This is a genomic window from Pseudomonas sp. NPDC089547, from assembly GCF_050280665.1.
GTDB lineage: Bacteria > Pseudomonadota > Gammaproteobacteria > Pseudomonadales > Pseudomonadaceae > Aquipseudomonas.
On the sequence record NZ_JBNNVS010000050.1, the window covers coordinates 1 to 25058 of the forward strand.

At 61.9% G+C, this 25058-nt stretch carries 24 protein-coding genes; 14 read left to right on the forward strand and 10 right to left on the reverse strand.

Going from position 1 to position 25058, the window contains the following annotated elements:
- Positions 1-247: 247 nt before the first annotated feature.
- On the reverse strand, positions 248-1348 hold the full coding sequence (locus tag ACQKPZ_RS24010; protein ID WP_427542964.1) for an NADH:flavin oxidoreductase: 1101 nt from the start codon (positions 1346-1348) through the stop codon (positions 248-250).
- A 123-nt stretch (positions 1349-1471) separates the two neighbouring features.
- Here ACQKPZ_RS24010 and ACQKPZ_RS24015 point away from each other — a divergent pair, with 123 nt between their 5' ends.
- Entirely contained in the window at positions 1472-2362 is an 891-nt protein-coding gene (locus tag ACQKPZ_RS24015) for a LysR family transcriptional regulator (protein ID WP_427542967.1), read from the forward strand.
- Between the two features lie 249 nt (positions 2363-2611).
- On the opposite strand, the gene ACQKPZ_RS24020 is transcribed toward ACQKPZ_RS24015, so the two are convergent.
- On the reverse strand, positions 2612-5158 hold the full coding sequence (locus ACQKPZ_RS24020; RefSeq protein ID WP_427542970.1) for an HWE histidine kinase domain-containing protein: 2547 nt from the start codon (positions 5156-5158) through the stop codon (positions 2612-2614).
- A gap of 81 nt (positions 5159-5239) precedes the next feature.
- A complete protein-coding gene (locus tag ACQKPZ_RS24025; RefSeq protein ID WP_427542973.1) occupies positions 5240-6028 on the reverse strand; it encodes a response regulator transcription factor in 789 nt (262 codons plus the stop codon).
- A gap of 276 nt (positions 6029-6304) precedes the next feature.
- On the opposite strand from ACQKPZ_RS24025, the gene ACQKPZ_RS24030 reads away from it, so the two are divergent.
- On the forward strand, positions 6305-7669 hold the full coding sequence (locus tag ACQKPZ_RS24030) for an APC family permease (RefSeq protein ID WP_427542976.1): 1365 nt from the start codon (positions 6305-6307) through the stop codon (positions 7667-7669).
- Between the two features lie 12 nt (positions 7670-7681).
- Complete coding sequence (locus ACQKPZ_RS24035) at positions 7682-8794, forward strand: P1 family peptidase (RefSeq protein WP_427542979.1); 1113 nt, start codon at positions 7682-7684, stop codon at positions 8792-8794.
- Here ACQKPZ_RS24035 and ACQKPZ_RS24040 read toward each other — a convergent pair.
- On the reverse strand, positions 8791-9705 hold the full coding sequence (locus ACQKPZ_RS24040) for a LysR family transcriptional regulator (protein ID WP_427542982.1): 915 nt from the start codon (positions 9703-9705) through the stop codon (positions 8791-8793). The genes ACQKPZ_RS24035 and ACQKPZ_RS24040 overlap by 4 nt on opposite strands.
- A 104-nt stretch (positions 9706-9809) precedes the next feature.
- Here ACQKPZ_RS24040 and ACQKPZ_RS24045 point away from each other — a divergent pair, with 104 nt between their 5' ends.
- Both ACQKPZ_RS24045 and ACQKPZ_RS24050 read left to right on the forward strand, forming a co-directional pair.
- Positions 9810-10562, forward strand: a complete 753-nt coding sequence (locus ACQKPZ_RS24045) for an SDR family NAD(P)-dependent oxidoreductase (protein ID WP_427542985.1) — start codon at positions 9810-9812, stop codon at positions 10560-10562.
- Between the two features lie 136 nt (positions 10563-10698).
- Positions 10699-11316, forward strand: a complete 618-nt coding sequence (locus ACQKPZ_RS24050) for a dTMP kinase (protein WP_427542988.1) — start codon at positions 10699-10701, stop codon at positions 11314-11316.
- A gap of 26 nt (positions 11317-11342) precedes the next feature.
- On the opposite strand, the gene ACQKPZ_RS24055 is transcribed toward ACQKPZ_RS24050, so the two are convergent.
- Positions 11343-12245 carry a LysR substrate-binding domain-containing protein gene (locus tag ACQKPZ_RS24055; RefSeq protein ID WP_427542991.1) on the reverse strand — a complete coding sequence of 301 codons (903 nt, stop codon included), beginning with the start codon at positions 12243-12245 and terminating at the stop codon, positions 11343-11345.
- Positions 12246-12341: 96 nt separating this feature from the next.
- Between ACQKPZ_RS24055 and ACQKPZ_RS24060 the strand changes: the two genes are divergently transcribed.
- Positions 12342-13733, forward strand: a complete 1392-nt coding sequence (locus ACQKPZ_RS24060) for an MFS transporter (RefSeq protein WP_427542994.1) — start codon at positions 12342-12344, stop codon at positions 13731-13733.
- Positions 13705-14082 (forward strand): DUF4440 domain-containing protein, encoded by a 378-nt coding sequence (locus tag ACQKPZ_RS24065; protein ID WP_427542997.1) that lies wholly within the window; start codon positions 13705-13707, stop codon positions 14080-14082. The genes ACQKPZ_RS24060 and ACQKPZ_RS24065 overlap by 29 nt, the downstream gene beginning before the upstream one ends.
- 53 nt (positions 14083-14135) lie before the next feature.
- Here the strand turns inward: ACQKPZ_RS24065 and ACQKPZ_RS24070 are convergent, their stop codons facing one another.
- Together ACQKPZ_RS24070 and ACQKPZ_RS24075 are read right to left on the reverse strand one after the other, a co-directional pair.
- Positions 14136-14390 (reverse strand): type B 50S ribosomal protein L31, encoded by a 255-nt coding sequence (locus ACQKPZ_RS24070; protein ID WP_427542999.1) that lies wholly within the window; start codon positions 14388-14390, stop codon positions 14136-14138.
- 73 nt (positions 14391-14463) lie between these two features.
- Positions 14464-14901: a DUF4440 domain-containing protein gene (locus tag ACQKPZ_RS24075; RefSeq protein ID WP_427543002.1), complete on the reverse strand. Its 438-nt coding sequence runs from the start codon at positions 14899-14901 to the stop codon at positions 14464-14466.
- Positions 14902-15048: 147 nt separating this feature from the next.
- Here ACQKPZ_RS24075 and ACQKPZ_RS24080 point away from each other — a divergent pair, with 147 nt between their 5' ends.
- Both ACQKPZ_RS24080 and dksA read left to right on the forward strand, forming a co-directional pair.
- Positions 15049-16392, forward strand: a complete 1344-nt coding sequence (locus tag ACQKPZ_RS24080) for a dihydroorotase (protein WP_427543005.1) — start codon at positions 15049-15051, stop codon at positions 16390-16392.
- Between the two features lie 18 nt (positions 16393-16410).
- A complete protein-coding gene (dksA, locus tag ACQKPZ_RS24085) occupies positions 16411-16815 on the forward strand; it encodes an RNA polymerase-binding protein DksA (protein WP_427543008.1) in 405 nt (134 codons plus the stop codon).
- Between the two features lie 141 nt (positions 16816-16956).
- On the opposite strand, the gene ACQKPZ_RS24090 is transcribed toward dksA, so the two are convergent.
- Positions 16957-17397, reverse strand: coding sequence for an Lrp/AsnC family transcriptional regulator (locus tag ACQKPZ_RS24090; RefSeq protein ID WP_391126100.1), 441 nt, complete (start codon positions 17395-17397; stop codon positions 16957-16959).
- A 143-nt stretch (positions 17398-17540) separates the two neighbouring features.
- Between ACQKPZ_RS24090 and ACQKPZ_RS24095 the strand changes: the two genes are divergently transcribed.
- Positions 17541-20588 (forward strand): aminotransferase class III-fold pyridoxal phosphate-dependent enzyme, encoded by a 3048-nt coding sequence (locus ACQKPZ_RS24095; protein WP_427543011.1) that lies wholly within the window; start codon positions 17541-17543, stop codon positions 20586-20588.
- Between the two features lie 177 nt (positions 20589-20765).
- Here ACQKPZ_RS24095 and ACQKPZ_RS24100 read toward each other — a convergent pair whose 3' ends face one another.
- Positions 20766-21206 (reverse strand): Lrp/AsnC family transcriptional regulator, encoded by a 441-nt coding sequence (locus tag ACQKPZ_RS24100; protein ID WP_427543014.1) that lies wholly within the window; start codon positions 21204-21206, stop codon positions 20766-20768.
- Between the two features lie 286 nt (positions 21207-21492).
- Here ACQKPZ_RS24100 and ACQKPZ_RS24105 point away from each other — a divergent pair, with 286 nt between their 5' ends.
- From ACQKPZ_RS24105 to ACQKPZ_RS24120, 4 genes are all read left to right on the forward strand, one after another.
- Entirely contained in the window at positions 21493-22281 is a 789-nt protein-coding gene (locus tag ACQKPZ_RS24105; protein ID WP_427543017.1) for an ABC transporter substrate-binding protein, read from the forward strand.
- A gap of 64 nt (positions 22282-22345) precedes the next feature.
- A complete protein-coding gene (locus tag ACQKPZ_RS24110; RefSeq protein WP_427543020.1) occupies positions 22346-22993 on the forward strand; it encodes an amino acid ABC transporter permease in 648 nt (215 codons plus the stop codon).
- Positions 22994-23003: 10 nt separating this feature from the next.
- Complete coding sequence (locus tag ACQKPZ_RS24115) at positions 23004-23663, forward strand: amino acid ABC transporter permease (RefSeq protein WP_427543023.1); 660 nt, start codon at positions 23004-23006, stop codon at positions 23661-23663.
- Positions 23664-23674: 11 nt separating this feature from the next.
- A complete protein-coding gene (locus ACQKPZ_RS24120) occupies positions 23675-24424 on the forward strand; it encodes an amino acid ABC transporter ATP-binding protein (protein WP_427543062.1) in 750 nt (249 codons plus the stop codon).
- Between the two features lie 74 nt (positions 24425-24498).
- Here the strand turns inward: ACQKPZ_RS24120 and ACQKPZ_RS24125 are convergent, their stop codons facing one another.
- Positions 24499-24852, reverse strand: a complete 354-nt coding sequence (locus ACQKPZ_RS24125) for a RidA family protein (RefSeq protein ID WP_201200837.1) — start codon at positions 24850-24852, stop codon at positions 24499-24501.
- Between the last annotated feature and the right edge of the window lie 206 nt (positions 24853-25058).

A 25058-nucleotide genomic window follows, 5' to 3' on the forward strand; every position in this document is an offset into this window, starting at 1 on the left:
GCGCCCCCCCCCCCCCCGATTTGGGGGGCCCCGTCCCTGTAGGAGCGGCCTTGTGTCGCGATGGGCTGCGCAGCGGCCCCCTGCAATTTCTGCTGCGAAGCTGAGATCCCGGGGCCGCTGCGCGCCCCATCGCGACGCAAGGCCGCTCCTACAGGTACCACGCAGGGCTCGAGAGGTTCGCGAGCCCTGTGGGATCGGCTTCAGCCGCGAACACCGGCAAAGCCGGTGCCATCCATCGCGTCCCCCCTCAGCGGGCGAGCTCAACATCCTTGATATTGGCAACCGGGCCGAGAATCGCCGGGTCGAATGCTGCCTGTGGCTGCTGGGTGGCGAGCCGTTGCGGGTAGTCGGGGTTGGCCAGCGCGGCCTTGCCAAGCGCAATGATATCGGCGCCCTCGTCCAGAGCGGTTACTGCACGCTGCGGGTCATCCAGGCCACCATTGGCAATCAGCAGCGTACCAGGCGCATAGCGGCGTGCGAGTTTCACCAGGCTGGCGGTATTACCCACAAACGCAGGCTGCCAGGCTTGATGTTCGGTGACATGGATGAAGTCGACACCGGCTGCCTGCAGCGAGCCGAAGATCACCTCCGAGTCTTGTTCACCCCCCGCCCATTTGTGTTCGAAGTCGTTCACCTTGCCTTGGGATATCCGCACACCCAGCGGCACATCCCCGACACTGGCGCGAACCGCCTTGATCACCTCCAGCGTCAGTTGCGCGCGACGGTCGCTGCTGCCGCCCCAACGGTCGGTGCGCTGATTGCTGTAGTCGGTGAGGAACTGGTCCAGCAGGTAGCCATTGGCGCCGTGGATCTCGATACCGTCGAAACCTGCCACGCACACGGCCCGTTGCGCGGCACTGGCGAAGCCACTGATGACATCGGCGATCTCTTCATCGCTCATGGCCTTGGGCTCGGCATAGCGCCCATCGCCGTGATAGAAGCGCATCTGCTCGCCTTTAGGTCTTACCGCCGAGGGTGCAATGGTCCCTGGCCTGAAACGATTGCCCTGGCTTAGTGCGCCGGCGTGCATCAGCTGGGCAAACACCAGGCCTCTGTGTGCCTGGATCCGCTGGACAAGCGTTTGCCAGGTACGCGCCTGCTGCTCACTCGCCATGCCCGGCTGGTTCAGGTAACCCTGCGAGTAGGCCTGGTCGGTATACAGGCCTTCGCTGATCATCAGGCCGAAACCGCCCTTGGCGAAGCGCTCGTAGTAGTCGGCCATTGCCACGGTGGCGTCGCCTGCCGCGGTGGCGCTGACACGGGTCATGGGTGCCACCGCCAGGCGATTGCGCAATGTGCGGCCGGCAATATCTGTTTGAGTTAAAGTGCGTGCTGTGCAATGCGTCATCGGATTTCCTCTCGGGCCAGCAATGGCGGGCTCAGTAGCTTGGTTCCATCAAGGCTACGGCTGTGCTTGCTTCGGACCAAGCTGGCCAAGAGAGAAGCCGGTTTAACCAAAAAGGATAAAGCCATGCTCGTTGCAGACCTGCGCGTGTTTCTTGCCGTTGTTGCCGCGGGTACCCTGTCGGCGGCAGGCCGCCAGCTCGACATTTCGCCGATGCAGGTGTCACGCAGGCTCGCCTCGCTGGAAGAGGAACTGGGCGTGCGCTTGTTCCATCGCACCACCCGCGCCGTGTCGCTGACCGCCGAAGGCGAAGCGCTGCTGCCGTACGCCAGGACCATGACGGAGGCCGAGGACAACGTGATGGGTGAGCTGCGTCCATCCTCGGGCAGCGTCAAGGGCCTTTTGCGCATCACCGCGCCCAGCGTATTTGGCCAGGGCATCGTGGTAGGACTGCTGCCGGCATTGCTGGCGCAGCACCCGGAGTTGCGGATAGACCTGGATGTGTCGGACAAGGTGGTGGACCTGGTCGGGCAGGGCATGGACTTGGCTTTGCGCGTGGCACCCCTGGCCGACTCGGAGCTGGTGGCGCGCAAGCTTGCCCCCAACCCTCGGGTACTGTGTGCTTCGCCGGCCTACCTGCAGCGCCATGGCCAGCCCGGTACGCTGGAGGCGTTGGAACAGCATGCCTGCATCATGTTGCAGGCTGTGCCGCGTTGGCCGTTCGTGGTCGACGGGGCGCTGCAGTATCGGCGCCTGCCTGCCCGGGTGAGTACCAGTAGCGTTGATGCTGTCAGGTCGGCAGCTGTTCAAGGGTTGGGCATCGCCATGCTGGCCTACTGGGATGTGTTTCAGCAGATCCGTGATGGCGCGCTGGTGGAAATTGCGCTGCAGGATGCACAGATGGAGCAGTTGGCCGTCTGGGCGGTGATGCCGACCCGCCGGTACGTTCCGACACGGGTGAAGGTGTTTCTGGCGGCCCTGGAGAGCGCCTTGGCGAGCTACAGCCAAGGCACTTGAGCCAGTGCAGTCCCTGTGGGAGCGGGCAAGCCCGCGAAGAATCCAACACGGTACATGGCACCGGCTGCGCCGGTGTTCGCGGCCACGGCCGCTCCCACAGGGACCGCGTCAGCCTGGGGCCTGCCTAGTACCTGTGGGAGCGGGTTCACCCGCGAACAATCCAACACGGTGGATGGCACCGGCTTTGCCGGTGTTCGCGGCCACGGCCGCTCCCACAGGGATTGCGCAAGCACCTGGTTGTTGAACAGATCAGGAAGCTGTCTTCAACAGGCCTTGCAGGCTGGCCAGTATGGCATTGGCATCGTAGGGCTTGCGCGTTACGGGTACATGCTGCAAGTGCTCGGGGATACTGATGCCGTCGCCATAACCAGTGGCAAACAGGAACGGGACCTTCCGCCGTACGAGTTCATCAGCCACCGAAATGGAAGTGCCAGTACCCAGGTTTACATCCAGTATCGCAGCGTCCGGTGTACGCTCCGCTAGCAGCCGTATTGCTTCGTCCTCGGAGCTGGCGGTGATCACGTCCTTGATCTGCGCGTCATTGAGAATCTGCTCCAGGCCAACGGCGATCACCAACTGGTCTTCCAGTATCAGCACACACAAACCGCTACGGGCGGCAAAGGCATCCTCTGCACGGGCGATCGGCGCGACAACGCTGGCGGGCTCGGCTGTTTCGGCTACGGAAAGGTGTTTGGCCGGGATCCTGAACAAACCTTGCAGGCCTTCAGGGTGATACTCCACCGCGCTGCTACCACCAAGGTCGAACGGGATGCTGCGGTCGATCAGCACCGAGCCAAAGCCACGGCGGCTGGGCGGGCGCACTGTCGGCCCGCCGACTTCACCCCAAGTGATGGCGCAGGTACCGGCTGCATCAATGTTCCAGCCCACGGTGAGCTTGCCGCCGGCCCGCGACAGCGCGCCGTATTTTGCGGCATTGGTTGCCAGTTCATGCAGCACCAGGGCCATGACCGAATAGGCGCGGGCATCGAGCACCACGTTCGGGCCTTGCAATTCGATCACGCCGGCAGCGGTGCGGTAGGGTGAAAGCTCGGCCTCCAGCAGTTTGGCCAAGCGCCCGCCACCATCGCCGCGCACTACCTGGTCATGGGCCAATGACAGCGCCTGGATGCGCCCCTTCAGCGTGGCCACGTAATCGTGCAGGGTCTGGCTTTCGGAGGTCGGGTGGGCAACCAGCGCGCCGATCAGCGAGAGGATGTTCTTGACCCGGTGGTTGAGCTCTTCATTGAGGATGCGCTGGCGCACTTCGGCCTTGGAGCGCTCGCTGGCCAGCAGCTCGCTGTTATACAGCACCACTTCGACAATGGCGGTACGAATGGCATCGCCGAACTGGCGGTCCTGCTCGGACCACGGCAGCGACTGCTGGTGAACGGTTTCTTTCCAGAGGGCGAAACTCTTGCGCGGTGTCAGGCGGTCGCCCAGCGCGCCGCTGTCGTAGGTCTTGTTCGGGTCGCCGGCCCAGTCGAGCGTCTCGATCACTTCCTTGCGGAAGAAGATCAGGTAATCCCTGGGGTGCTGCGACATCGGAATGATCAGCACGCCAGACACGTCGGTGAAGTATGCCTGGGCTGCAGGCAGCACCATCGACAGGCGGTTGGACGCCCAGGTGCGGCCGTCGCTGACCATGTCGGCCAGGCGCAGCAGATCAGGCACGGCTGACTTGGGTGGGGCCAGCCCGGCGGTCGCCCAGCGGCCCTGCAGCGACATGCCGATGCCGTCGCAGGGGATCAGCGACATCAGCCGAGGCAGGCGCGCATGGAAGAACCCGTCGATGTCAGCAGCCTGGTTGGCGTCACGCAGCAGGCTGTCCAGCGCTTTGTGCACGTGCACTGCGGCTTCGAGCTTTTGCCGGCTGCGCAGGGTCTCGATATGCAGCGAGAAGAACTCACCGAACATTTCCGCTGCCACCCGTTGCCCCATGGCCAGCGTGCGCGGCGCATAGTGGTGGCAGGCGATCATCCCCCACAGCTCGCCGTTGACGATCACCGAAATAGACATCGAGGCGCCCACACCCATGTTGCTCAGGTACTCGCAGTGGATGGGCGAGACGCTGCGCAGGTGCGCGTAGGAGAGGTCAAGTGGCTCGCCCGAGGGGTCGAGCACCGGGGCGATGGGCACTGTCTTGAACTGGGCATCGGAGATGACCCGGATCGGGTTGCGCAGGTACAGCGCGCGGGCCTGCTGGGGGATGTCGGAAGCAGGGAAATACTGGCCCATGAAGCTTTCCAAGTCGCTGCGCCTGGCCTCTGCGACCACCTTGCCGGCGCCGTCCGCGCCCAACTGGTAGATCATCACCCGGTCATAACCGAGCACGGCACGTATGAACCGTGCGGCGTCGCGAAACAACCTGCTGGTCTGGTCGATTTCACGCAGCTGGGCGATCAGCGTACGGGCCAGCTCGACGGGCTCGGCAATGCTGGCACCGGCGGGTTCGAATTCGAGGATAGCCGTGCCTTTGAACAGATGGGCGGCGATATCAAAGGCCTGGCCGCTGGGCAGCTTGACGCCGAAGCTGAGCGCAGACCGCGAGGCTTCCCGGGTACGGGCCAATGCGTTGCGCAGGGTATGGGCTACCTCGTCACCGAGCACCGCTTGCAGTTTCTGGCCATTGATTTCGCCGCTTACGCCAAGTATTTGCGGGACATTGACCGAATGACGCAAGACCACGGTTGCCGATGCATCGCAGGCCAGCAGGCAGCCATGGGGCTGGATGCTGCCGGGAATCTGGATAGGCTCACGGTCGCAGTTGGTCAGGTTTACTGGGTTTTCGGAGGTCATTGGCCGCGCCTGTAGAAGAATAAGAGGCTGCCAGCAGGCTGCCATCGTCCGTCAGACTAGCAGGCCTTGCCCGCCTTGTGACTACATGGAAGCGTCACTGCGCGCTTCGGTAAAGCCCAGTTCGCGGATGAACATCGAAAACAGCTCCGGGTGCGACGAGATGTTCAGTTTTGCGTACAGGTGGCGCCGGTGCACCTTGATGGTCTCCGGTGAGATGCCCAGCCTTTGCGCCATGGCTTTTGACGAGTAGCCGCGCAGGATCAGCCGGGCAATTTCCAGTTCCCGCTCGGACAGCAGGCCCTGGCCGAACCTGGCCAGGGCATCGCCAACCGGGGGTTGTACAGGCAGCGATTGGCCGCTGCGTGCCCAGTGCTGCTGGAGCAGGGCCAGCACCCAGGCACTGACCAGGTTCAGCTTGCCCAGCTCTGCTGTGTCAAAAGTGCGGCGCATACCCAGCGACAGCGACAGCACACCTGAGGGAAGCTGCAGCAGGAACTGCACTTCGTCTACCAGCACATGGTCCTGGAAGTAGTTCTGGTAGTAGTCGGTTTGCCAGAAATGGTCCGGGGCCACGTCTTCGAGGTGGTAGCAACCGTTGGCCAGGCCTTCGCGAGCAGCCTGGTAGAACGGGTCGAGCAAGTACAAACCATCCAGGTACAACTCACCGGCGGCAGGCGCCGGGGCGGCGTCGTATTCCTCCAGCACAAGCGGTGCGCCCTGCGCCGGGAAGTGTATCGCCAAGGCGTTGTCGAACGGCACCCAATGGCGCAGCACCAGGATCAGCTGGCGCCAGAAGCGCGGGCTGCCAATGTGCTCGATTGCGCGGGCCAGTGCGGTGTGGCTGGCAACTTCATGAAAGAGAATGTCCACGACAGCATCCTTGGAAGGGGTAAACAGGACCGCGCCGATGCAAGCAACCACGCAGCCCCTGTAGGCGCTGGCTTGCCGGCGATGGGCTGCAAAGCAGCCCCGGGGGCATTGGCGCCTGATTCGCCACAGCTGTCAACCGGGGGTACCCCTTAGTGGGAATTGCCCAGCCGGTTACCGCCGCATAGATTCCATCCCCATCAAGCGGGCCGTCGAGCCCGCCACGCTTCGCTTCCTGGTTCTGCCTCCTGACACCAACAATAACGTGAGGATGAACAAATGACGTCCAGTAGTGCACCCGCTCCAGCGCTCAAACCGACGCTGAGCGTCGCTGATGTAGTCGCCATCACCGTTTCTTCGGTAACCCCCGCCAGTTCGGTTTTCGTCATCGCGCCATTTGCCATCGCCCAGGCCGGCACCGGGGTCATCTGGGCCTTCATGCTGGGCGGTATGCTGGCGCTGATGTTTGCGCTTTGCTACGCCGAGCTGGGCCGGGCGCACAGCGCGGCTGGCGGTGAGTACGTGTTTGCCAAGCGGGTATTCGGCGGCATGGCAGGCTATGCCACCTTCCTCACCGTGCTGGCGATGTTGGTGTTCATTCCACCGGTCCTGGCCACCGGGGCCGCCACTTACCTGAATGCGGCGCTGGGTACCGACCTTGACGGGCAGGCGGTGGCCTTGGTGATTGTCACGCTGGGTTACCTGCTGGCTATCCTCAACATCAAGCTGAACGCTTGGGTTACCGGCATCTGCCTGCTGCTTGAAGTGACGGCATTGATGGTGATTGTGGTGCTGGGTTTCGGCCATGCCCAGCAGCCGGTCAGCAGCCTGGTCAGCCCGTTGGTACTCGACAACGGCATGCTGCACGCAGCGCCCTGGGCACTGGTGGTTGGCGCGATCGGCACCGCGCTGTTCTCGTTCAACGGCTATGGCGGCGCCGTGCTGCTGGCCGAGGACATGAAGTGCGGCGGCCGCGGTATCCCCAAGGCGGTGCTGTGGTCACTGGTGCTGGTGGTGGCCATCGAAGTGGTCCCGCTGGTAGCGCTTTTGATCGGTGCGCCCTCGCTGCAAGCGATGCTGGCCAGCCCTGATCCGATCGGCTACCTGTTGACGGCACATGGCAACGAAACCTTGTCGCGCCTGGTCAGTGCCGGGATCTTCCTTTCGGTGTTCAACGCCATCATCGCGCTGGTGATCCAGAGTGGGCGTGTGATCTACAGCAGCGGGCGCGACGCGTTGTGGATGCCGACCTTGAACCGTGCCTTTACCCGGACCCACGCCAAGTGGGAGTCGCCTTGGCTGGCCACGCTGTTCCTGGCTGTGCCATCTGCGGGCCTTACGTTCAGTTCCAACCTGGCCGAGCTGACCTCGTTCACGGTACTGCTGATTCTCTGCGTGTACCTGGTGGTGGGTTTGTGCGCACTGTTCAGCCGGGTGCTGCGGCGTGACCGTGAGCACCCGTACCGCATGCCGCTGTGGCCGCTGCCGGCACTGGTGGCCGTGACCGGTGCCGGTTACCTGCTGACGACCCTGCTGGCTGCGGCGTCAGCCCGGGACATTTTCATCATCGTTGGTATCTTGCTTGTCTCGGTGTTGCTGTACGGCACCTATGGCAAGTTGAGCCCAGCCTTCCAGAAACTTTGAGCGAGAAACACGATGCGAGCACGCGATTTAGGCATCACCCTGGGCCTTGGCGAGCCAGGCCCGCACAATGCCATTACCGATGTACCCGGTGTGCGGGTTGGTCATGCCACCCTGAACACCACTCATGCCGGCAAACCGGTGCGTACCGGGGTCAGTATCATCGAGCCGCGGGAAGGCCCGGCGCGCTATCAGCCCTGTTTTGCCGGCTGCCATGTACTGAACGGCAACGGTGATGCCACGGGCCTTGAGTGGATTCGCGAAGCAGGCCTGCTGACCACGGCCATTGCCACCACCAACACGCACAGCGTCGGCGTGGTACGTGACGCACTGATTGCCCATGAGCATGCGACCCTGGCGGACCACGCGACGTACTGGTGCATGCCCGTGGTGATGGAGACCTATGACGGGGTGCTGAACGATATCTGGGGCCAGCATGTCAATGCCGACCTGGTGCAGCAGGCGCTGGGGGCAGCCCGCAGCGGCCCGGTGGTAGAGGGTGCGGCTGGCGGGGGGACCGGGATGATTTGCCATGAGTTCAAGGGCGGTATCGGGACTGCATCGCGGGTATTGCCGGCCGGGCAGGGTGGCTGGACGGTGGGTGCTTTTGTCCAGGCCAACCATGGGCAGCGCCGGGACCTGCGGGTGGATGGTTACCCGGTCGGCAGGGTGTTGCATGACCTGCCTTCGCCATTCGACCAGCAGGACACCCCGGGCATGGGCTCGATCGTGGTGGTGCTGGCCACTGATGCCCCATTGCTGCCGCACCAGTGCCAGCGCCTGGCGCAACGGGCGGCGCTGGGGATTGCCCGCACGGGGGGCGGCACCGATGACTCCAGTGGCGATATCTTCCTGGCGTTTTCGACGGGTAATACGGGGCTTGCACCTGCCGATTACAACCGTCGCGACTTGCCCGTGACGGCGCAGGTGGCGATGGTCAACAACGACCATATTTCGCCGCTGTTCGCCGCGGCAGCCGAGGCGGTGGAAGAGGCAATTGTCAATGCGATCCTGGCGGGGTGCCCGATGCAGACTGAGGATGGGCGCGAGGTGCCGGGCCTGACCGGGGAGCGCTTGCTGACTGCGCTCAGGCAAGTGGGCTGGCAGGCCCAAAGAAAAAATGCCTAGTGACGACCCCAGGCGGGCTTGGACAAACGCTCGACAAAAAAATCGGCCAATGCCTGCACCTTACGCGGCCGGCTGCGCGCCGAGGGCGTGACAAAAAACAACCCGCCCTGGGTCATGCTCCATTCGGGCAGAAGCCGTTCCAGGCGGCCATCAGCCAGGTATTCAGCGGCAATGAACTCCGGGAGCTCGGCAATCGCCAAACCTGCCAGCAACGGCGCCACCAGGGCATCGGAGTTGGTGACCCGGAGCGGCCCACGCGGTGTCACATCCTGTTCCGTGCCATCGTGGTGGGTAAAGCGCCACACCTGGCTGCGGGCGCGGTAGGCGTAGCTCATGCAGGCATGCTCGGCCAGATCGCGCGGATGCTCAGGGCGGCCATGCTCGGCAAGATACCCCGGTGCCGCCAGCAAATACTGGGTCACCGCGCAGATACGCCGCGCCACCAGTGAAGAGTCGGGCAGTGCGGCAATCCGCAGGGCGGCATCAAAACCGTCGGCCACAAGGTCAACCGTCGAGTCGGACAAATGCAGGTCCAGCTCCAGCCCTGGGTAACGCGCCAGCAGTTCGGGCAGCAATGGCGCCACCCAGCGCAGGCCGAATGACATGGGTACCGCCAGGCGCACCAGTCCGCGCGGCTGTAGCGACAGCTCCAGCGCCTCGCTTTCCATTTCCTCGGCCTGGCGATACAGCGCGCTGGCCTGTTCGACCATGCGCTGGCCGAACTCCGTTAGCGACAGCTGGCGCGAGGTGCGGTTGAACAAGCGCCCACCCAGGCGTTCTTCCAGGCGGGCGACTGCGCGTGAAACCGTAGGCACTGACACCCCCATGGCACGTGATGCCGCTGCGTAGGAGCCTTCTTCAGCCACCTTGGCAAACATCGCCAACCCTTCGAAATCCGGAATTCTTGCCATTTCAATTCTGCAATGATGAGTTTCAAATGATTCTATTTTGAAACTAATAGCAAGTCGATACGCTTCTCCCCACAGCAACTCACCAACCTGACGGGAGAAACACCATGAGCAAGAAACTCGAAGGCAAGATTGCACTGGTCACTGGCGGCACCACCGGCATCGGCCTGGCCACCGCCAAACGCTTTGCCGAAGAAGGCGCACACGTTTACATCACCGGCCGCCGCCAGGCGGAGCTGGACAAGGCAGTGGCGCTGGTTGGCAACGCTACCGGGGTTGCGGTCGACTCCACTCGCCTGGACCAGCTGGACCAACTGTATGCCCGCATTGAACAGCAGCATGGGCGCCTGGACGTACTGTTTGCCAACGCTGGCGGCGGGTCGATGTTGCCGCTGGGCGACATTACCGAAGCGCACTATGACGATACCTTTGATCGTAATGTGAAAGGCGTGCTGTTCACCGTGCAAAAGGCACTGCCACTGTTGGCGCGCAACGCTTCGGTCATCCTGACCGGCTCTACGGCAGGCAGCTCTGGCACCGCGGCGTTCAGTGTGTACTCCGCTTCCAAGGCCGCCGTACGCGCCCTGGCCCGCAGCTGGATTCTGGACCTCAAGGACCGCGGGGTTCGGGTCAATACCCTCAGCCCCGGAGCAACCCGTACGCCTGGCCTGGTCGACCTCGCAGGCCCGGATGCGGAGCAACAGCAGGGCCTGCTCGACTACCTGGCCGCGCAAGTGCCGCTGGGCCGGGTAGGGGAACCGGTAGAAATCGCCAACGCGGCGGTGTTCCTGGCCAGCGATGATGCCAGCTTCGTCAACGGTGCCGAGCTGTTCGTGGATGGTGGCCAGGCGCAGATCTGAGGGGTCGACCCAGGCGCGGAGGCGGCAGGTGCCGCCTTTCGCCGCTGGAGTACAGGTGTACTCCTTTCGAGAAGCGCTTGAACGCAGGGCATGATCAGTGCTCTCATCCCGCGCCTGCGCTTATTGGTATTGAACGATGAACCGCCCGCTGTTTGTTGCCATCGATGGCCCCAAAGGTACCGGCAAGACCACACTGCTGGAGGCTGTGACGCAAGCCCTGAGACTGGAAGGGTGCAAGGTGGTGCGCCTGTGCGAGAGAAACAACGACCCCTACCGCGGCGAAACCATGGTACTGGTCAACAGGCTCGCCCGAAGCCCATGCCAGCAGCTGGAATATCAGGTTTGCGAGCGTTTTGCCGAGAGCCGCGCCTGGATTTCCCGTACGGTACTGCCCAGGCAGCCCGCTGACAGCATCATCCTGATCGATCGCTGGTACCCCTCTGACGCGGCGTTTCGCCGTACCGTGCCGTTTGCGCAGATCCTGCAACTGAACCTTGAGCGCGGCGTGCAAGTGCCCGATTTGCATGTTGGCGTTGTCACTGCCCCTGAAACCTCATGGGCAAGGGCCGCGGCGCGCAATCGTGGGCTGGGCAGTACGGTGATCCACACGCTGGACGAACAGGTTGCCAGCACCGACGCGTTCGAGCGAGCGGTCGCCGAGCAGGGCTGGGTGCTGTGCCGCAATGAAGGCACTGTCGACCAGGCAACCCGGCAGGTAGTGGGCGAAATACTGGCAGTGCTGCGCAACGCGTAAGTTGGGCCGACAAGCCGATCTTGCTGTCAGTACTGGCTTTCCTGGGTGGCCCATCGCTGCGTCAGCTGGTCGATGAAAACCCGTACCGCCGCCGGCACGTACATGCTGTTGCGGTACAGCGCATGGATGGGTTGCCGTGCGAACTGGCCAGGGTCAATCACACTGACGAGCTCACCCTTGGCGAGGGTGTCAGCGACCAGCCAGCCGGGCAGCAGCGCAACACCCAGCCCGCGCAAGGCCATGGCCAGCAATGCTTCGGCGCTGTCTGCCTGTAACCTGGACGGGCGCTCGAAGCGGTCGATTTCAGGGGTGGCGGGTGCATTGAAAAAACGCCAAGGGGCATTGCTCAGGTGCGAATGGGCCAGCCAGTCCACCTGGGCCAGTGCTTCTGCCGAGCCAACCGGGTGGCGTAGCAGATACCCTGGGCTGGCAACCAGTTGCAAGGCGTAGTCGCCGATCCTGGCGGCCTTGTAATCGGAATCAGGCAGTTCGCCCAGCCGGATGGCCACATCAAAACGCTCGGCAACCAGGTCACAGAGGTGCGATGAGGCGACATGTTCGATGGCCAGCCCGGGATGCGCCTCTGCCATGTCGGCCAACACCGGCAGTACCGCCTGGAGTGCGAAGGCAGACGTGCTGGTGATGCGCAAGCGCCCGGCAAGCTCCGCAGGTGACGGTTGCACGCTGGCTGTCGCCCGCTGCGCCTGATCAAGCAACAGCCGCGCCTCGTGCAAAAAACGTTCACCGCAATCGGTCAGCACGGTGTGCCGGGTATTGCGCGCCAGCAGGCTGGCGCCCAGCTCGGCTTCCAGGCGCCGCACATTGAAGCTGATACGGGCCTTGGACAGCCCCAGCAAGTGGGCCGCCTTGGTAAAGCTGCCGCTGTCTGCAACAGCGACAAAGCTGGCAACACGATTGAGGTCGAGCATCATTGTCAAAAAACAGTTAACAGTGTGGCTGACATTACAGCACTTATGCCGCTGCTGTTACAGGCTTACAGTCGGGCTCGCAGAATGGAGTTCACTGTGGCCTTACTCAACAAACGCCGTCGCATTACCCTTTTTTACCTGCTCGGGTTCTTCGTAGACCTGATCAATACCTTCATCACGGCCGTGGTCTCGCCAGAAATCGGTGAAGCCCTGCACGCCGATGTCGCTACCCTGGCCTGGGTGAGCACAGCCTATCTGCTGGGGCTGATGCTGGGGATGTTGCCCAGTCGCTGGTTGGCTGAACGCTTGGGTGAGCGCCCGCTGCTGCTCGGCTCGCTGGCCCTGTTCGCAGGCGCGACACTGCTGACCGGCTGGGCCGCACAGATGCTCACGCTCTTGCCTTTGCGCGGGTTGCAGGGCTTGGCCGCTGGCCTGTTCATTCCCGCAGGGCAGGCGTTGGTCTACCGCCAGTACTCGGCCGATGAGCGGCCAAAGGTGACCATGGCGATCATGGCCACAGGCTTGCTGGCGCCGGCCGTATCACCGTTGGTAGGCGGGTGGTTGTCGCAACAGATGGCCTGGCAGTGGGTGCTGGCCGCCAGCCTGCCCATGGCGCTGCTGGCCTTGCTGCTGGGCGCTTGCTGGTTACCACATGCACCGCTAGCGGCGCGCAATGAACCCTTTGATGGCAGAGGCCTGTTGCTGGTTGGGGCGGGTGTGAGCAGTGGCTTGCTCGGTATGACCGAGGCCGGTAATGGCCAGGGCGCAATGGCCATGGGGTGTGCCGTACTGGCTGCCATCTTGCTCGGCGGTTACTGGGTTCATTCACGACGCAGCGCTGCGCCACTGCTGGATTTTTCGGTGGCGCGCCAGCCCGTTTTCGCCGCAGCGCTGATGTTGTATCTGGCGGTACCTGGGCTGTTCATCGGGGTGAATCTGCTGGCCATGCTTTACCTTCAGGCCGAGCTTGGCTGGAGCGCGGGGGCTGCGGGTGGCCTGATGGTGCCATGGACCTTGGGCGCAGCGCTGGCGATAGCCTGCACAACTTGGTGCTACCGCTTGTTCGGCCCTAGTGCCTTGCTGCTGTCGGGGCTGGCGCTGCAAGTAGCGGGTTATGCGTTGCTCGCGCTGGGTGCGGGCGTACCTTGGCTGATGCTTGCCTACGCGTTGCTGGGCGTTGGCGGTAGCCTGTGTACCAGTGTCGCGCAAAGCGCTGCGTTTTCTTCCCTGGCCCCTGAAGCACTCGGCCAGGGCAGTACCCTCTGGGCCTTGAACCGGCAGTTGAGCTTCTGCCTGGGCGTAACGGCGGCCAGCCTGGTGTTCGGCTTGCTGTCTGCGCAATTCGGGGCCCGGCAAGCTTACCAAGGCACATTCCTGTTGGCGGGGGGCGTGCAGGCATCCTGCCTGGCAGCCCTGGCCTGGCTGCGCATTGGTTCTTATCTCAAAACAAAGGAAACGCATGAACCGGTATCTGAAAGAAGTCGTTGATCTGCATGTACTGATCGAGGCGCTGTTTGGCGGCGCGCAGGGCACGGTGGCAGCCATGCTGGGGCGTTTTCATCGCGACTTCACGATGGTCACCCCTGGCGGCGCCCAGCTAAGCCTTGACGATGTCGCCTCGCTTTTTGCGCAACGCGCAGGCGCTCAGCCAGGTTTGAGCATTGAGCTCTGCGGGCTGGAAACCATCGCGCAATGGCCAGAGGGGGCGGTGGTTCGCTACCGCGAGACGCACCATTTGCCCGGTCAACCCGCGAAGACGCGGGTCTCGACTGCTGTGTTCAGTGATGAAGGCGGGCGCCCCTTGTGGCGCCATCTGCAGGAAACCTGGGCAGCCTGAAACGCGCGCATGCTAGTGCCAAAGCCGCTTCCCTTACCGGAAGCGGCCCGATCCTACTTCGCGGTAAAACCCGCGAACCGCTTGTTGAAGCCAGCCACCCGGCCTTCGGCCTTGGCTTTACGCTCCTGGCCGGTGTAGACCGGGTGCGAAGCGCTGGACACGTCGAGTGTGACATAGGGGTAGCTGACGCCATCGCTGTGCACATGGGTCTTGTCGGTATCGATGGTCGAACCAATCAGCCAGAAGGCATTGGCAGCCACGTCGTGAAACAGGACGGGGCGGTAGTCGGGGTGAATGCCGGGTTTCATTTCGAGCTCCTTGGTTAATGTTATACAGTAACAAAATAAACGAAGTTGCGATTGATTTGCAACAACTCTGGGTTCATGCCTCGATCGACGAGTGATGCCCGGTGATCAGCCACTGATCATCAATCCGCTCAAAGGTGAACAAAAACCGCGCCGGCACCACGCGCTGCACACCTTGGTCGCGATAGACGAACGTGTAGAGCCCACCCACCACCACAGTGCCGAGCTTGCGACTGACCCGCTTCTTGAACACCTGGATGTCACATACCAGGCCGTCATTGGCCAGGAAATTGTCGAAGTAGTTGCGGCGGCTGTCGTCGCAGTCCCGTACCTGGTTGGACAGGGTGGGGACCAGGATGGCGTCTGGCGCATACAGCGCCAGCACCTGATCAACGTCACGCGTGGCCACCGTTGCCGCCCAGCGGTAGAGCGCGGCCTTGGCCCCTGCCAGGCAGGCCAGTTCGGTATCGGCGTAGGGTTCAGCGTGAGTGGGGGAGGCGGCGGTTGCGCTCATGGGGCTTACCTGAGGTTCAAGAGGATGAGTGGCAAGGTCATGCCAAGTACGATAGCGTGTTATAACATAACATTATCAACACAGGTTTCGGATCATGTTTCTCAAGCGCAAGCAGGTGCTGAGCAGTAGCCTTGGGGAGGCTCGCCCATGAGCGCTATCCTTGTCAGGAATGCCCGCCTGGTGAATGAAGGCCAGGTGTTCGAGGCCGATGTCCTGGTTGCCCATGGGCGAATCGAGAAAGTCGCCAGCAGCATCGAGGGCATGAATGCCCCCGTTGAAATCGATGCCCTAGGGCGGTGGCTGGTGCCCGGAATGATCGACGACCAGGTGCACTTTCGCGAACCCGGGGCCGCGCACAAGGGCAGCATGGCCAGTGAGTCACGGGCCGCGGTCGCTGGTGGCATCACCAGCTTCATGGACATGCCCAATACCAACCCGGCGACCTTGACCCTGGCAGCCCTTGACGACAAGAAGGCCCGCGCCGCCGCGTCATCGGTTGCCAATTACGGCTTTCACTTCGGCGTCAGCAACGACAACCTCGAGACCATCGCCCGGCTGGACCCGCGGCAGATTGCCGGGGTAAAGGTATTCATGGGCGCCTCTACCGGGGACATGCTGGTCGACGACCCCAAGGTACTCGAGCGGCTTTTTTCATGTGTGCCGACGGTATTGCTGGCGCACTGCGAGTACACGCCCTCCATCCTCGCCAACGAAGCTCGCTACCGTGAACAGTTTGGTGATTTCATCCCTCCGGCCATGCACCCGCTCATCCGCGACGCCAACGCCTGCTGGCGCTCGTCCAGCCTGGCCGTCGAGCTGGCAAACCGCTTCGGTACCCGCCTGCATGTGCTGCACCTGACTACCGCCAGGGAGCTGCAACTGTTTGAGCCAGGTGCACTGGCCAACAAGCTGATCACCGCTGAGGTGTGCGCGCACCACTTGCTGTTCGATGACCGCGACTATGCAAGCCTTGGCAACCTCATCAAATGCAACCCGGCGATCAAGGCCCGCGCCGACCGCGACGCGTTACGCCTGGCACTGCTGGACGATCGCATCGATGTAATCGGCACCGATCATGCCCCGCATACCCTGGAAGAAAAAAAGCGCCCTTATGCCTCGGCACCTTCCGGCCTGCCACTGGTGCAGCATGCGCTGCCGGCGCTGTTCGAACTGGTCGAGCAGGGCGTGCTGCCGATCACCCAGCTGGTGCATAAAACCAGCCATGCGGTGGCCGAACTGTTCGCGATTCAGGAGCGTGGTTACATACGCGAAGGCTATTGGGCGGACCTGGCCCTGATCGAACGCCTTGACGTGCCAAGGCCGGTCAGCCTGGACCCGGTGCTTGCCCACTGCCAGTGGACGCCTTTCCAGCACCATCGGCTGCGCCACCGCGTGGTGACCACGATTGTGTCCGGGCAGTTGGCCTGGCATGAGCACAGGCTGCACGAGCACTGCCAGGGTCTGCCACTGGCGTTCCATGCACAGCGGTGACAACGCGAGATGACTGCAATGACTGAACAGGAACTGCTCTGCATGCCGGAAGCGGCCTACATGGATGCCTCACAGCTGGGCTTTTTCCGCGACCTGCTGCTTTTGCAACGTACCGAGTTGCAAGCACGGATTTCCAGTGAGTTCGAGCTCATGCGCACCTTCGAGCCCAGCAGCGACCCTTCGGACTTGGGCACGGTCGAGGAGCATCGGCAATGGCAGCTGCGCCTGCTGGAGCGGGAGAAGAAGCTGCTGGACAAGATCGATGAAGCACTGGAGCGCATTGCCCGCGGTGAGTACGGGTGGTGCAAGGATACCGGCGAACCCATCGGGCTGAAGCGGTTGCTGCTGCGCCCGACGGCGACGTTGTGCATCGAAGCGAAAGAGCGGCAGGAGCGCCGGGAGCGGCATATTCGGGAAGGTTGAATCATCTGCGGTATGGCACCGGCTATGCCGGTGTTCGCGGCTAAAGCCGCTCCCACAGGGTATGGTGTCAACTCGAAGCCAGTACAGTACCTGTGGGAGCGGGCGCGCCCGCGAACAAGGCGACGCGGTGCCTGCAGGTAGTTATGCACCCTGGCGGTCGATGTCGCGGCGCAAGACCACCGAGGTAGTGATGTCATCCACCGACTCATGGCGTGCCACGTTGTCGCGCACCTGATTGAGGTCGTCGATGGTGCGGGTCTCCACTTCAACTACCAGGTCGAGTTGCCCGCTCACCGACGAAACCCGCCGCACGCGTGCATCCGTTGCCAGTTGGTCAAGCAGCCCCATGGCCGGCGTGCGCTGCAACGTCACCAGCAAGATCGCGCGGATCACGTTGGCGTCTATTTCGCCAATATCGGCGCGGTAACCGCGAATGATCCCGCTGCGTTCAAGGCTGGCTACGCGCTCGGTGGTGGCGCTTCTGGACAGGCCGATGCGGCCGGCTAACGCCTTCAGCGCAATGCGCGCGTCCTTCGAAAGTACTTCAAGAATCTCACGATCTTTTGCGTCCAGGTCACGCATTGCACCACCTAATGAGCTCGCCGTCTTTATGCCGGCCTGAACCGGCATAATGCCTGTTGATCCCGACCGTATGCAGGGTGTCGGTTTCGGCAGTGCATGACAAGCTATTGAAAAAACAATTTGCTCGCTCGGAACGTGATGATATGACAGACCTTTCCCACCCGGCACCTCGGTTCTCGGCAAGTGATGCCGAGGGCCTTGCAAAAGACTTGTTCAATGTCACCGGCACGGCAACGCCCCTGGACGGAGAGCGTGACCGCAACTACCGCTTGCAGACCGGCGTGGATGCAGGCTGGATCCTGAAAATCGTCAATGCCAGTGAGCCCAGGGTAGAAAGCGAGTTCCAAACCGCGCTGCTCGGTCACCTGGCAGTGCATGGCGCCCACCTGGGCGTGCCGCACTTGCGGGCCAGTGTGGCTGGCGACTTTTTGCCGTCGGTGGCCGCTGCCTGCGGTGAAAACCACGCCGTGCGCCTGGTCAGCTGGTTGCCGGGCACTCCGCTGGCAGAGGCCAGGCGCAGCATGGCATTGATGGGCAACTTCGGCCGGGCGCTGGGTGAGCTGGACCGTGCCCTGCAGGGTTTCATGCACCCGGGCGCCGTGCGTGAACTGGACTGGGACCTGCGCCATGCGGCGCGCTCGCGTTCGCGGCTGCACTTCATCAACAGCGCCGAACGCCGGGCCATTGCCGAGCGCTTTATCACCCGCTTCGAACAGACGGTACAGCCCAGGCTGGCCTCGCTTCGGGCACAGGTGATCCACAACGATGCCAACGACTGGAACATCCTGGTCGATGCCGAAACCACCACCAATGTGACAGGCTTCATCGACTTCGGCGATGCCGTGCACACCGTGCTGATTGCCGAAGTGGCAATTGCCAGTGCGTACGCCATCCTCGACATGGACGACCCGATCGGCGCGGCGGCCGCGCTGGTTGCCGGTTTCCATGAAAAATACCCGCTGCAGGCGCAAGAGCTTGATGTGCTGTTCGACCTGATCGCCATGCGCCTGGTCATCAGCGTCACGTTCTCCGCATCCCGGCAGGCGCAGACCGACGACAACCCCTACCTGGCAATCAGTGAGGCGCCTGCCTGGCGCCTGCTGGAGCAACTGGACTCGATGAACCCGCGGCTGGCTACCGGCATTTTGCGCAAGGCCTGTGGTTTCGACGCCATCGAGGGTGCCGGGGATATCCGCCGCTGGATTGCCGCCAACCAGAAAACCTTTGCCGACCTGGTGCGCCCGTCCGCAGCCATCCTGAACAAAGTGATCGCGCCGTTTGGCGACGCCAGCCACGAAATGACCATTGCCTCGGCCCAGCAGCGCCCGGCCGATGCGACCCGCTGGTGGGACGCGTTCTCCGCCGCGCACAACGTGCCGTTGGCCATCGGGCCATGGGGCGAGTTGCGCACCATCTACACCGACAGCGCCTTTGAATCGCGTTTCATCAAGGGGCAGCGGCGTACGCTGCATGTGGGGGTCGACCTGGTAATGCCAGCAGGCACGCCGTTGTACGCACCGGTCGCGGGTACCGTGAAAAGCGTCGAGGTAGAACCCGACCCGCTGGGTTACGGTGGCCTGGTGATGATCGAGCACGCCCCGCCAGGTTGCCCGCCATTCCTGACCCTGTGGGGGCACATGGCCCACGAGGCACTCGGCCGCCTGCGGGTGGGTGACCACCTCGAAGCCGGCGACCTGGTCGGCTACATGGGCGCAGACCACGAAAACGGTGGCTGGATTCCACACCTGCACCTGCAGATGACTACCGATACCCGGCTGGCCGCCAGCGAAGTGATTGGCGTGGGTGAGCCCGAGTACCGCGAAGTGTGGGCGGACCTGTTCCCGGATGCCTCGGCCCTGGCCGGTATCCCACCGGAAACCTACCAGCAGCAGGGCATGACCAAGGCGCAGATCATTGCCAGGCGCAAGGAGCTGCTGCTACCGAACCTGTCCATTTCCTACTCCGACCCGATCAAGTTCGTGCGCGGTGATGGCGTGTGGCTGATCGATAACTTCGGGCGGGCCTACCTGGACTGCTTCAACAACGTCTGCCACCTGGGCCATGGCCACCCCGACGTGGTCGAAGCCCTGACCCGCCAGGCGGCAATGCTCAACACCAACACCCGCTACCTGCACGACAACATCGTCGAGTACGCCGAGCGGCTGACCGGCACGCTGCCCGAGGGCCTTTGCGTAGCCTCGTTCGGCTGTTCGGGCAGCGAAGCCAACAGCCTGATGTTGCGCATGGCGCGCAACTACACCGGCAGTGACCAGGCAATCGTACTGGACTGGGCCTACCACGGCACCACGCAAGAGCTGATCGACCTGAGCCCCTACAAGTACAAGCGCAAAGCCGGCAAGGGCAGGGCGGCGCACGTTTACGAGGCCGTGGTCCCGGAAAGCTACTACGCCCCCGAGCACTGGCCATTGGAGGAGCACGGCAAGCGCTTTGCCGAATCGGTGGCCGAGCAGCTGCAGGCCATGCGCAAGGCCGGCAAGCGCCCTGGGTACTTCCTCGCAGAGTCGATCCCCAGCGTGGCGGGGCAGGTGTTCCTGCCCGAGCACTACCTTAAGGAGGTGTACGCCATGGTGCGTGCCGAGGGCGGGCTTTGCCTGGCCGATGAGGTGCAGGTCGGGTTTGGCCGTGTGGGTAGCCATTGGTGGGCGTTCGAGACGCAAGGCGTGGTGCCGGATGCGGTCACCATGGGCAAGCCGATCGGCAACGGCCACCCGATGTCGGCGGTGGTGACCACGCGTGAGGTTGCCGATGCGTTCAACAACGGCATGGAGTACTTCAACACCTTTGCCGGCAACCCGGTGTCGTGCGCGGTGGGCCTGGCGGTACTCGATGCCATCGAGCGCGATCAGTTGAAGGAAAATGCCTTGGCGGTCGGTAACTACCTGCTTGAAGGTTTCCGTAGGCTTCAGCAGCAGTTCGAGGTGATTGGTGATGTGCGCGGGCTGGGCCTGTTCCTCGGTATCGTGCTGGTCACCGACCGCAAATCGAAGGCCTCGGCCACGGCCTTGGCCAGGCAGGTGGCGGATGGCGCCAGGGAGCGGGGCGTGTTGATCGGTACCGAAGGCCCGCATGACAACGTGTTGAAAATGCGCCCTTCGATGATCTTCAGCCGCGCCAATGCCGACTTCCTGCTTGATGTACTGAAGGACAGCTTTACTGCGGCACTGAAATAATCACCGTATCACTGGCCCGTGTAGGAGCGGCCTTGTGTCGCGATAGGGCCGCAAAGCGGCCCCAGGATTTCAGCGTCAATGCGAATATTGCCGGGGCTGCTCTGCAGCCCGATCGCGACACAAGGCCGCTCCTACACGGGCCGGTATCATGCTTAAGCCGGTGCCATGCGAATTCAGTCAGGCTTTCTGCCGGTCAATATCACGCCGCAACACCACTGCCGTAGTGATGTCGTCCACCGAATCATGGCACGCCACCCCATCACGTACCCGGTTCAAATCATCAATTGTCCGCGCTTCAACCTCGATCACCAGGTCCAGTTGCCCGCTGACCGACGAAACCCTTTTCACCTGGGCGTTCTGCGCCAACAGGTCCAGCAGCCCGAGCGCCGGGGTACGCTTGAGTGATACCAGGATGATCGCCCGTATGACATTGGCATCGATCTCACCAATATCCGCACGGTATCCACGAATTACCCCGCTGCGCTCAAGGTGCAATATCCGCTCGCTGGTGGCACTTCTGGACAGGCCGATTCTTGCTGCAAGTGCCTTGAGCGCGACACGTGCTTCCTTGGAAAGTATCTCGAGAATTTCCCGATCCTTGACGTCTAGTTCGCGCAATGCTGACACTCCTGGCCGATCACCGGTAAAGGGCCGGCCAGCCCTGCACAGTGCAGGTGCAAACCAGCTGAATACTTGCTACTTGGTAGTGCATGGCAAGACACTACTTGAGTTTTTGCAGGGCACGAAGTAGCACCGACATTATGTCGGTCGGTTCCGGCAATGTGCCCGTCGAACACGCACATTGCAGGGTGCTTTCAAGGTTTCAGTATGCAAAGCTTTCGTTGAAGGTTGGGGCTTTGGCGCCCAGGACAATAAGAAATACAAACTTCCAAGGAGTGCCTCGATGCTGGCAAGAAAAACCAGAATGCTATTGGCTTCCACCGCTGTAGCGGCGGTTGCACTGTTCGCCCATGGTGCAGTGCAAGCCGATGACCTGCAGGCCATTCAAGAGTCGAAGGTACTACGCGTGGCAATGAGCGGGCAGTATTCCCCGTTCAGCTTTGCCAATGAAAAAAATGAAATCGTCGGTTTCGACGCCTCCATAGGCGAGGCACTTGCCCAACGCCTGGGCGTAAATATCAAGATCATCACTACACCGTTCGACGGCATTATCGCCGGGCTGCTGGCCAAGAAGTACGACGCTGTGATTGCCTCGATGACCATTACCCCCGAACGCCTGAAAGCGGTTGACTTTATCGGGCCTTATTACCATGCCGGCCGTACCATCGGCGTGAAGGAAGATTCGCCGATCAAGGGGCTGGAAGACCTGAAGGATGTCACGGTTGGCGTCACCCTGGGCGACTCGCATGACAAATGGGCACGCGCGCGCGGCAACTTGAAGGTGCGTACTTACAAGGGCCTGCCGGAAATGCTGGTGGACCTTGATGCCGGGCGTATCGATGCGGTGGTCATGGACAGCATACCGGTCATGGTTGCCGTGAAAGAGACCGGGCAGAAAGTGCGGATTATCAGTTTGCCAGACGATCAGGGCGGTCGCGAGGGCCTGGGCATTGCCATCCGTAGAAACAACCCGGAACTCAAGGCCCAGTTGCAGAAGGCGCTGGACGACATCCTCGCCGATGGCACTTACAAAGAAATCTCGATGAAATGGGTGGGTAGCGATATTCGCTGATATCTACCTGTAATGGCCCGACCGTTGGGTTGGGCCGGGGTGGCAGATTTTGTGAGTGGCTTTTATGGACTTGTCTTTAATCCATCGTACCTACCCGTTTTTCTTCGAGGCCGCCTGGGTCACGGTGCAGATCTCGTTGCTGTCCTTGGCGCTTGGCCTGGTCTTGGCAGTCCTCCTGGTTGCACTCAGGCTATCGCCAGTGGCGCTCTTGCGCTGGGCCGCCAAACTCTATGTCAGCGTCTTTCGCGGCACACCCTGCCTGGTGCAGTTGTTCATCATCTATTTTGGTGGCCCACAAATAGGAATTGAACTGGAGCCATTTTCTGCGGCGGTAATCGGTTTGGGCATGAATATCGCGGCGTATATGTCTGAATCCATTCGCGGCGCTATCGATAATGTCGACCCTGGCCAGGCTGAAGGCGCCCGCTCGATTGGCTTCAGCCGCAGTCAGACATTGCTGTACATCATCATTCCCCAGGCATTGAAACTCATGATCAGGCCATTGGGCGTCAATGCAATTGGCTTGATAAAAGGGTCAGCCCTGGTATCGGCTATCTCCGTGGTTGAGCTGACCTACACCGCGCAGCGCTTTATCAGTTCAACCTACAAGCCGTTCGAGATCTTCATGGTGTCGGCGCTGCTTTATATCGTCATGGTCTATTCGGTCAAGTACCTGGTCGAGGTACTGGACCGGCGCTACGCGACCAAGTAAGGGCTTGCCAATGGATGGATTAAACCTGAGTGTCATCACGCCTTACACTGAAATGCTGGCGACCGGGCTGTGGTGGACGCTGGTCATGTTTGTTTGCTCCAGCGTCATCAGCCTGGTCGTGGGCGTGCTGTTTGCCCTGACTGACCTGTATGCACCCAAGGCCATGGCATTGCCCGTGCGCTTCGTTACCTGGCTGTTGATGGGCACGCCGCTGTTGCTGCAGCTGTACCTGATCTATTACGGCCTCGTGCAGGTGGGTATCGATATTCCGGCCCTGGCTGCGGGCATTATCGGGTTAAGCCTGCATTTTGCGGTGTACAACGCCGACGTGATCAAGTCCGGGATCGAAGCGGTCGACCCTGGCCAGATTGAAGGCGCGCGCTCGATTGGCCTGAGCAGGGCCATGACCCAGCGCTACATCATTGTGCCGCAGGCGCTGAGAAAGACCATTGCGCCGTTGGGCAACAACCTCATCGTCTTGCTGAAGGACACCTCGCTGGTATCGATCATCGGTATTGCCGAACTGGTCTACAGCGCCCAACTGGCGGTCAGCGAAACGTACAGCCCGTTCGAGTTCTACATTGCCGTTGCGGTCATCTACTACGTGGCCAACCTGGTGCTTGAGGCAGGGCTGCATCTTATTGAAGCAAAGGTCGAGATGTCACGATGAACAACAACGCTATGGTAGCAGTGAAGGGCGCCCGTAAAGCCTATGGTTCGCTCGAGGTACTCAAGGGTATCGACCTGTCGGTGTCGCGTGGGCAGATCTTCGCCATCATCGGCCCCAGCGGCTCGGGCAAAAGCACCCTGCTGCGCTCGATCAATCATCTGGAAGTGCTTAATGGCGGTGAAGTCTGGCTTGATGGCGACCAGGTCAACCGGCCTTTGCATGGCCGTGCTTTCGAGCAGCATATCAACCGGGTGCGCCAGCAGATGGGCATGGTGTTCCAGCATTTCAACCTGTTCCCGCACCTCACCGTCTGTGAAAACATCGCGATAGGGCCGATCAAGCTCAAAGGCTATTCGAAAAGCGCGGCCAGGGAGCTGGCGCTGGAATACCTGCAAAAAGTCGGGTTGGGTAACAAGATCGACGAGTACCCGTCGCGCTTGTCTGGCGGGCAGAAGCAGCGCGTTGCCATTGCCCGGGCACTGGCCATGCAACCCAAGGTCATGCTGTTTGATGAAGCAACCTCGGCGCTGGACCCTGAGCTGGTCGAAGAAGTGAACCTGGTCATGAAGCAATTGGCCGCCGAGCACATGACCATGCTGATCGTCACCCACGAAATGCGTTTTGCCGGCGAGGTAGCCGACCAGATCGTGTTCATGGATGGTGGGGTGGTAGTAGAGCAGGGTGCACCGAGTGAAATACTGAGCAATCCCGTACAGGACCGCACCCGGGCATTTTTGAAGAAGCACCTGCACGACCGCTGATCTGCAGGCAATACCAACAAGCCGCAGCCCTTCGTTGAAACGGCTGCGGCTTTGTTTTTCAGGTGCCCAGGCTGTCAGCCCTGCACAGCTACCACGGACATTTCCACCAGCAGGCTTGGCTTGAACATGGCCGCTTCGACGCAGGCACGTGCAGGGGCATGACCTTCTGCCACCCAGGCCTCCCAGACTTCGTTGAGCCCGGCGAAATCGTTGATGATGTCCTTGAGGTAGATGGTCACCGAAAGGATCTTCGACTTGTCGCTGCCGGCTTCTGCCAGCAGTGCATCGATGTTGGCCAGGGTTTCGGCGGTTTGCGTGCGGATATCGGCTTCGTGGTTGTTGGCCAGCTGGCCGGCCAGATAAACCACACCGTTGTGGATCACGGTGTTGCTCAGGCGCTTGTTGCTGTGCAGACGCTGAATAGCCATGGTTGCGGGTTACCTTATGGTTGTTGTGGTAATGAGTGCGAAGCCCGAAAGTGTATCGAGGGATGGCTAGTTGAATTAGCTGAATGAGCAGCGACTTTTGGCTATTAATGCTGGCGAAACAACGTGTTGCGTGAGGCCCCGGACGCTGTATTCCGTGATGGGGAGTGATCGAGGTGGCACCTTACTGACCGCCACCTCGTTGAGCG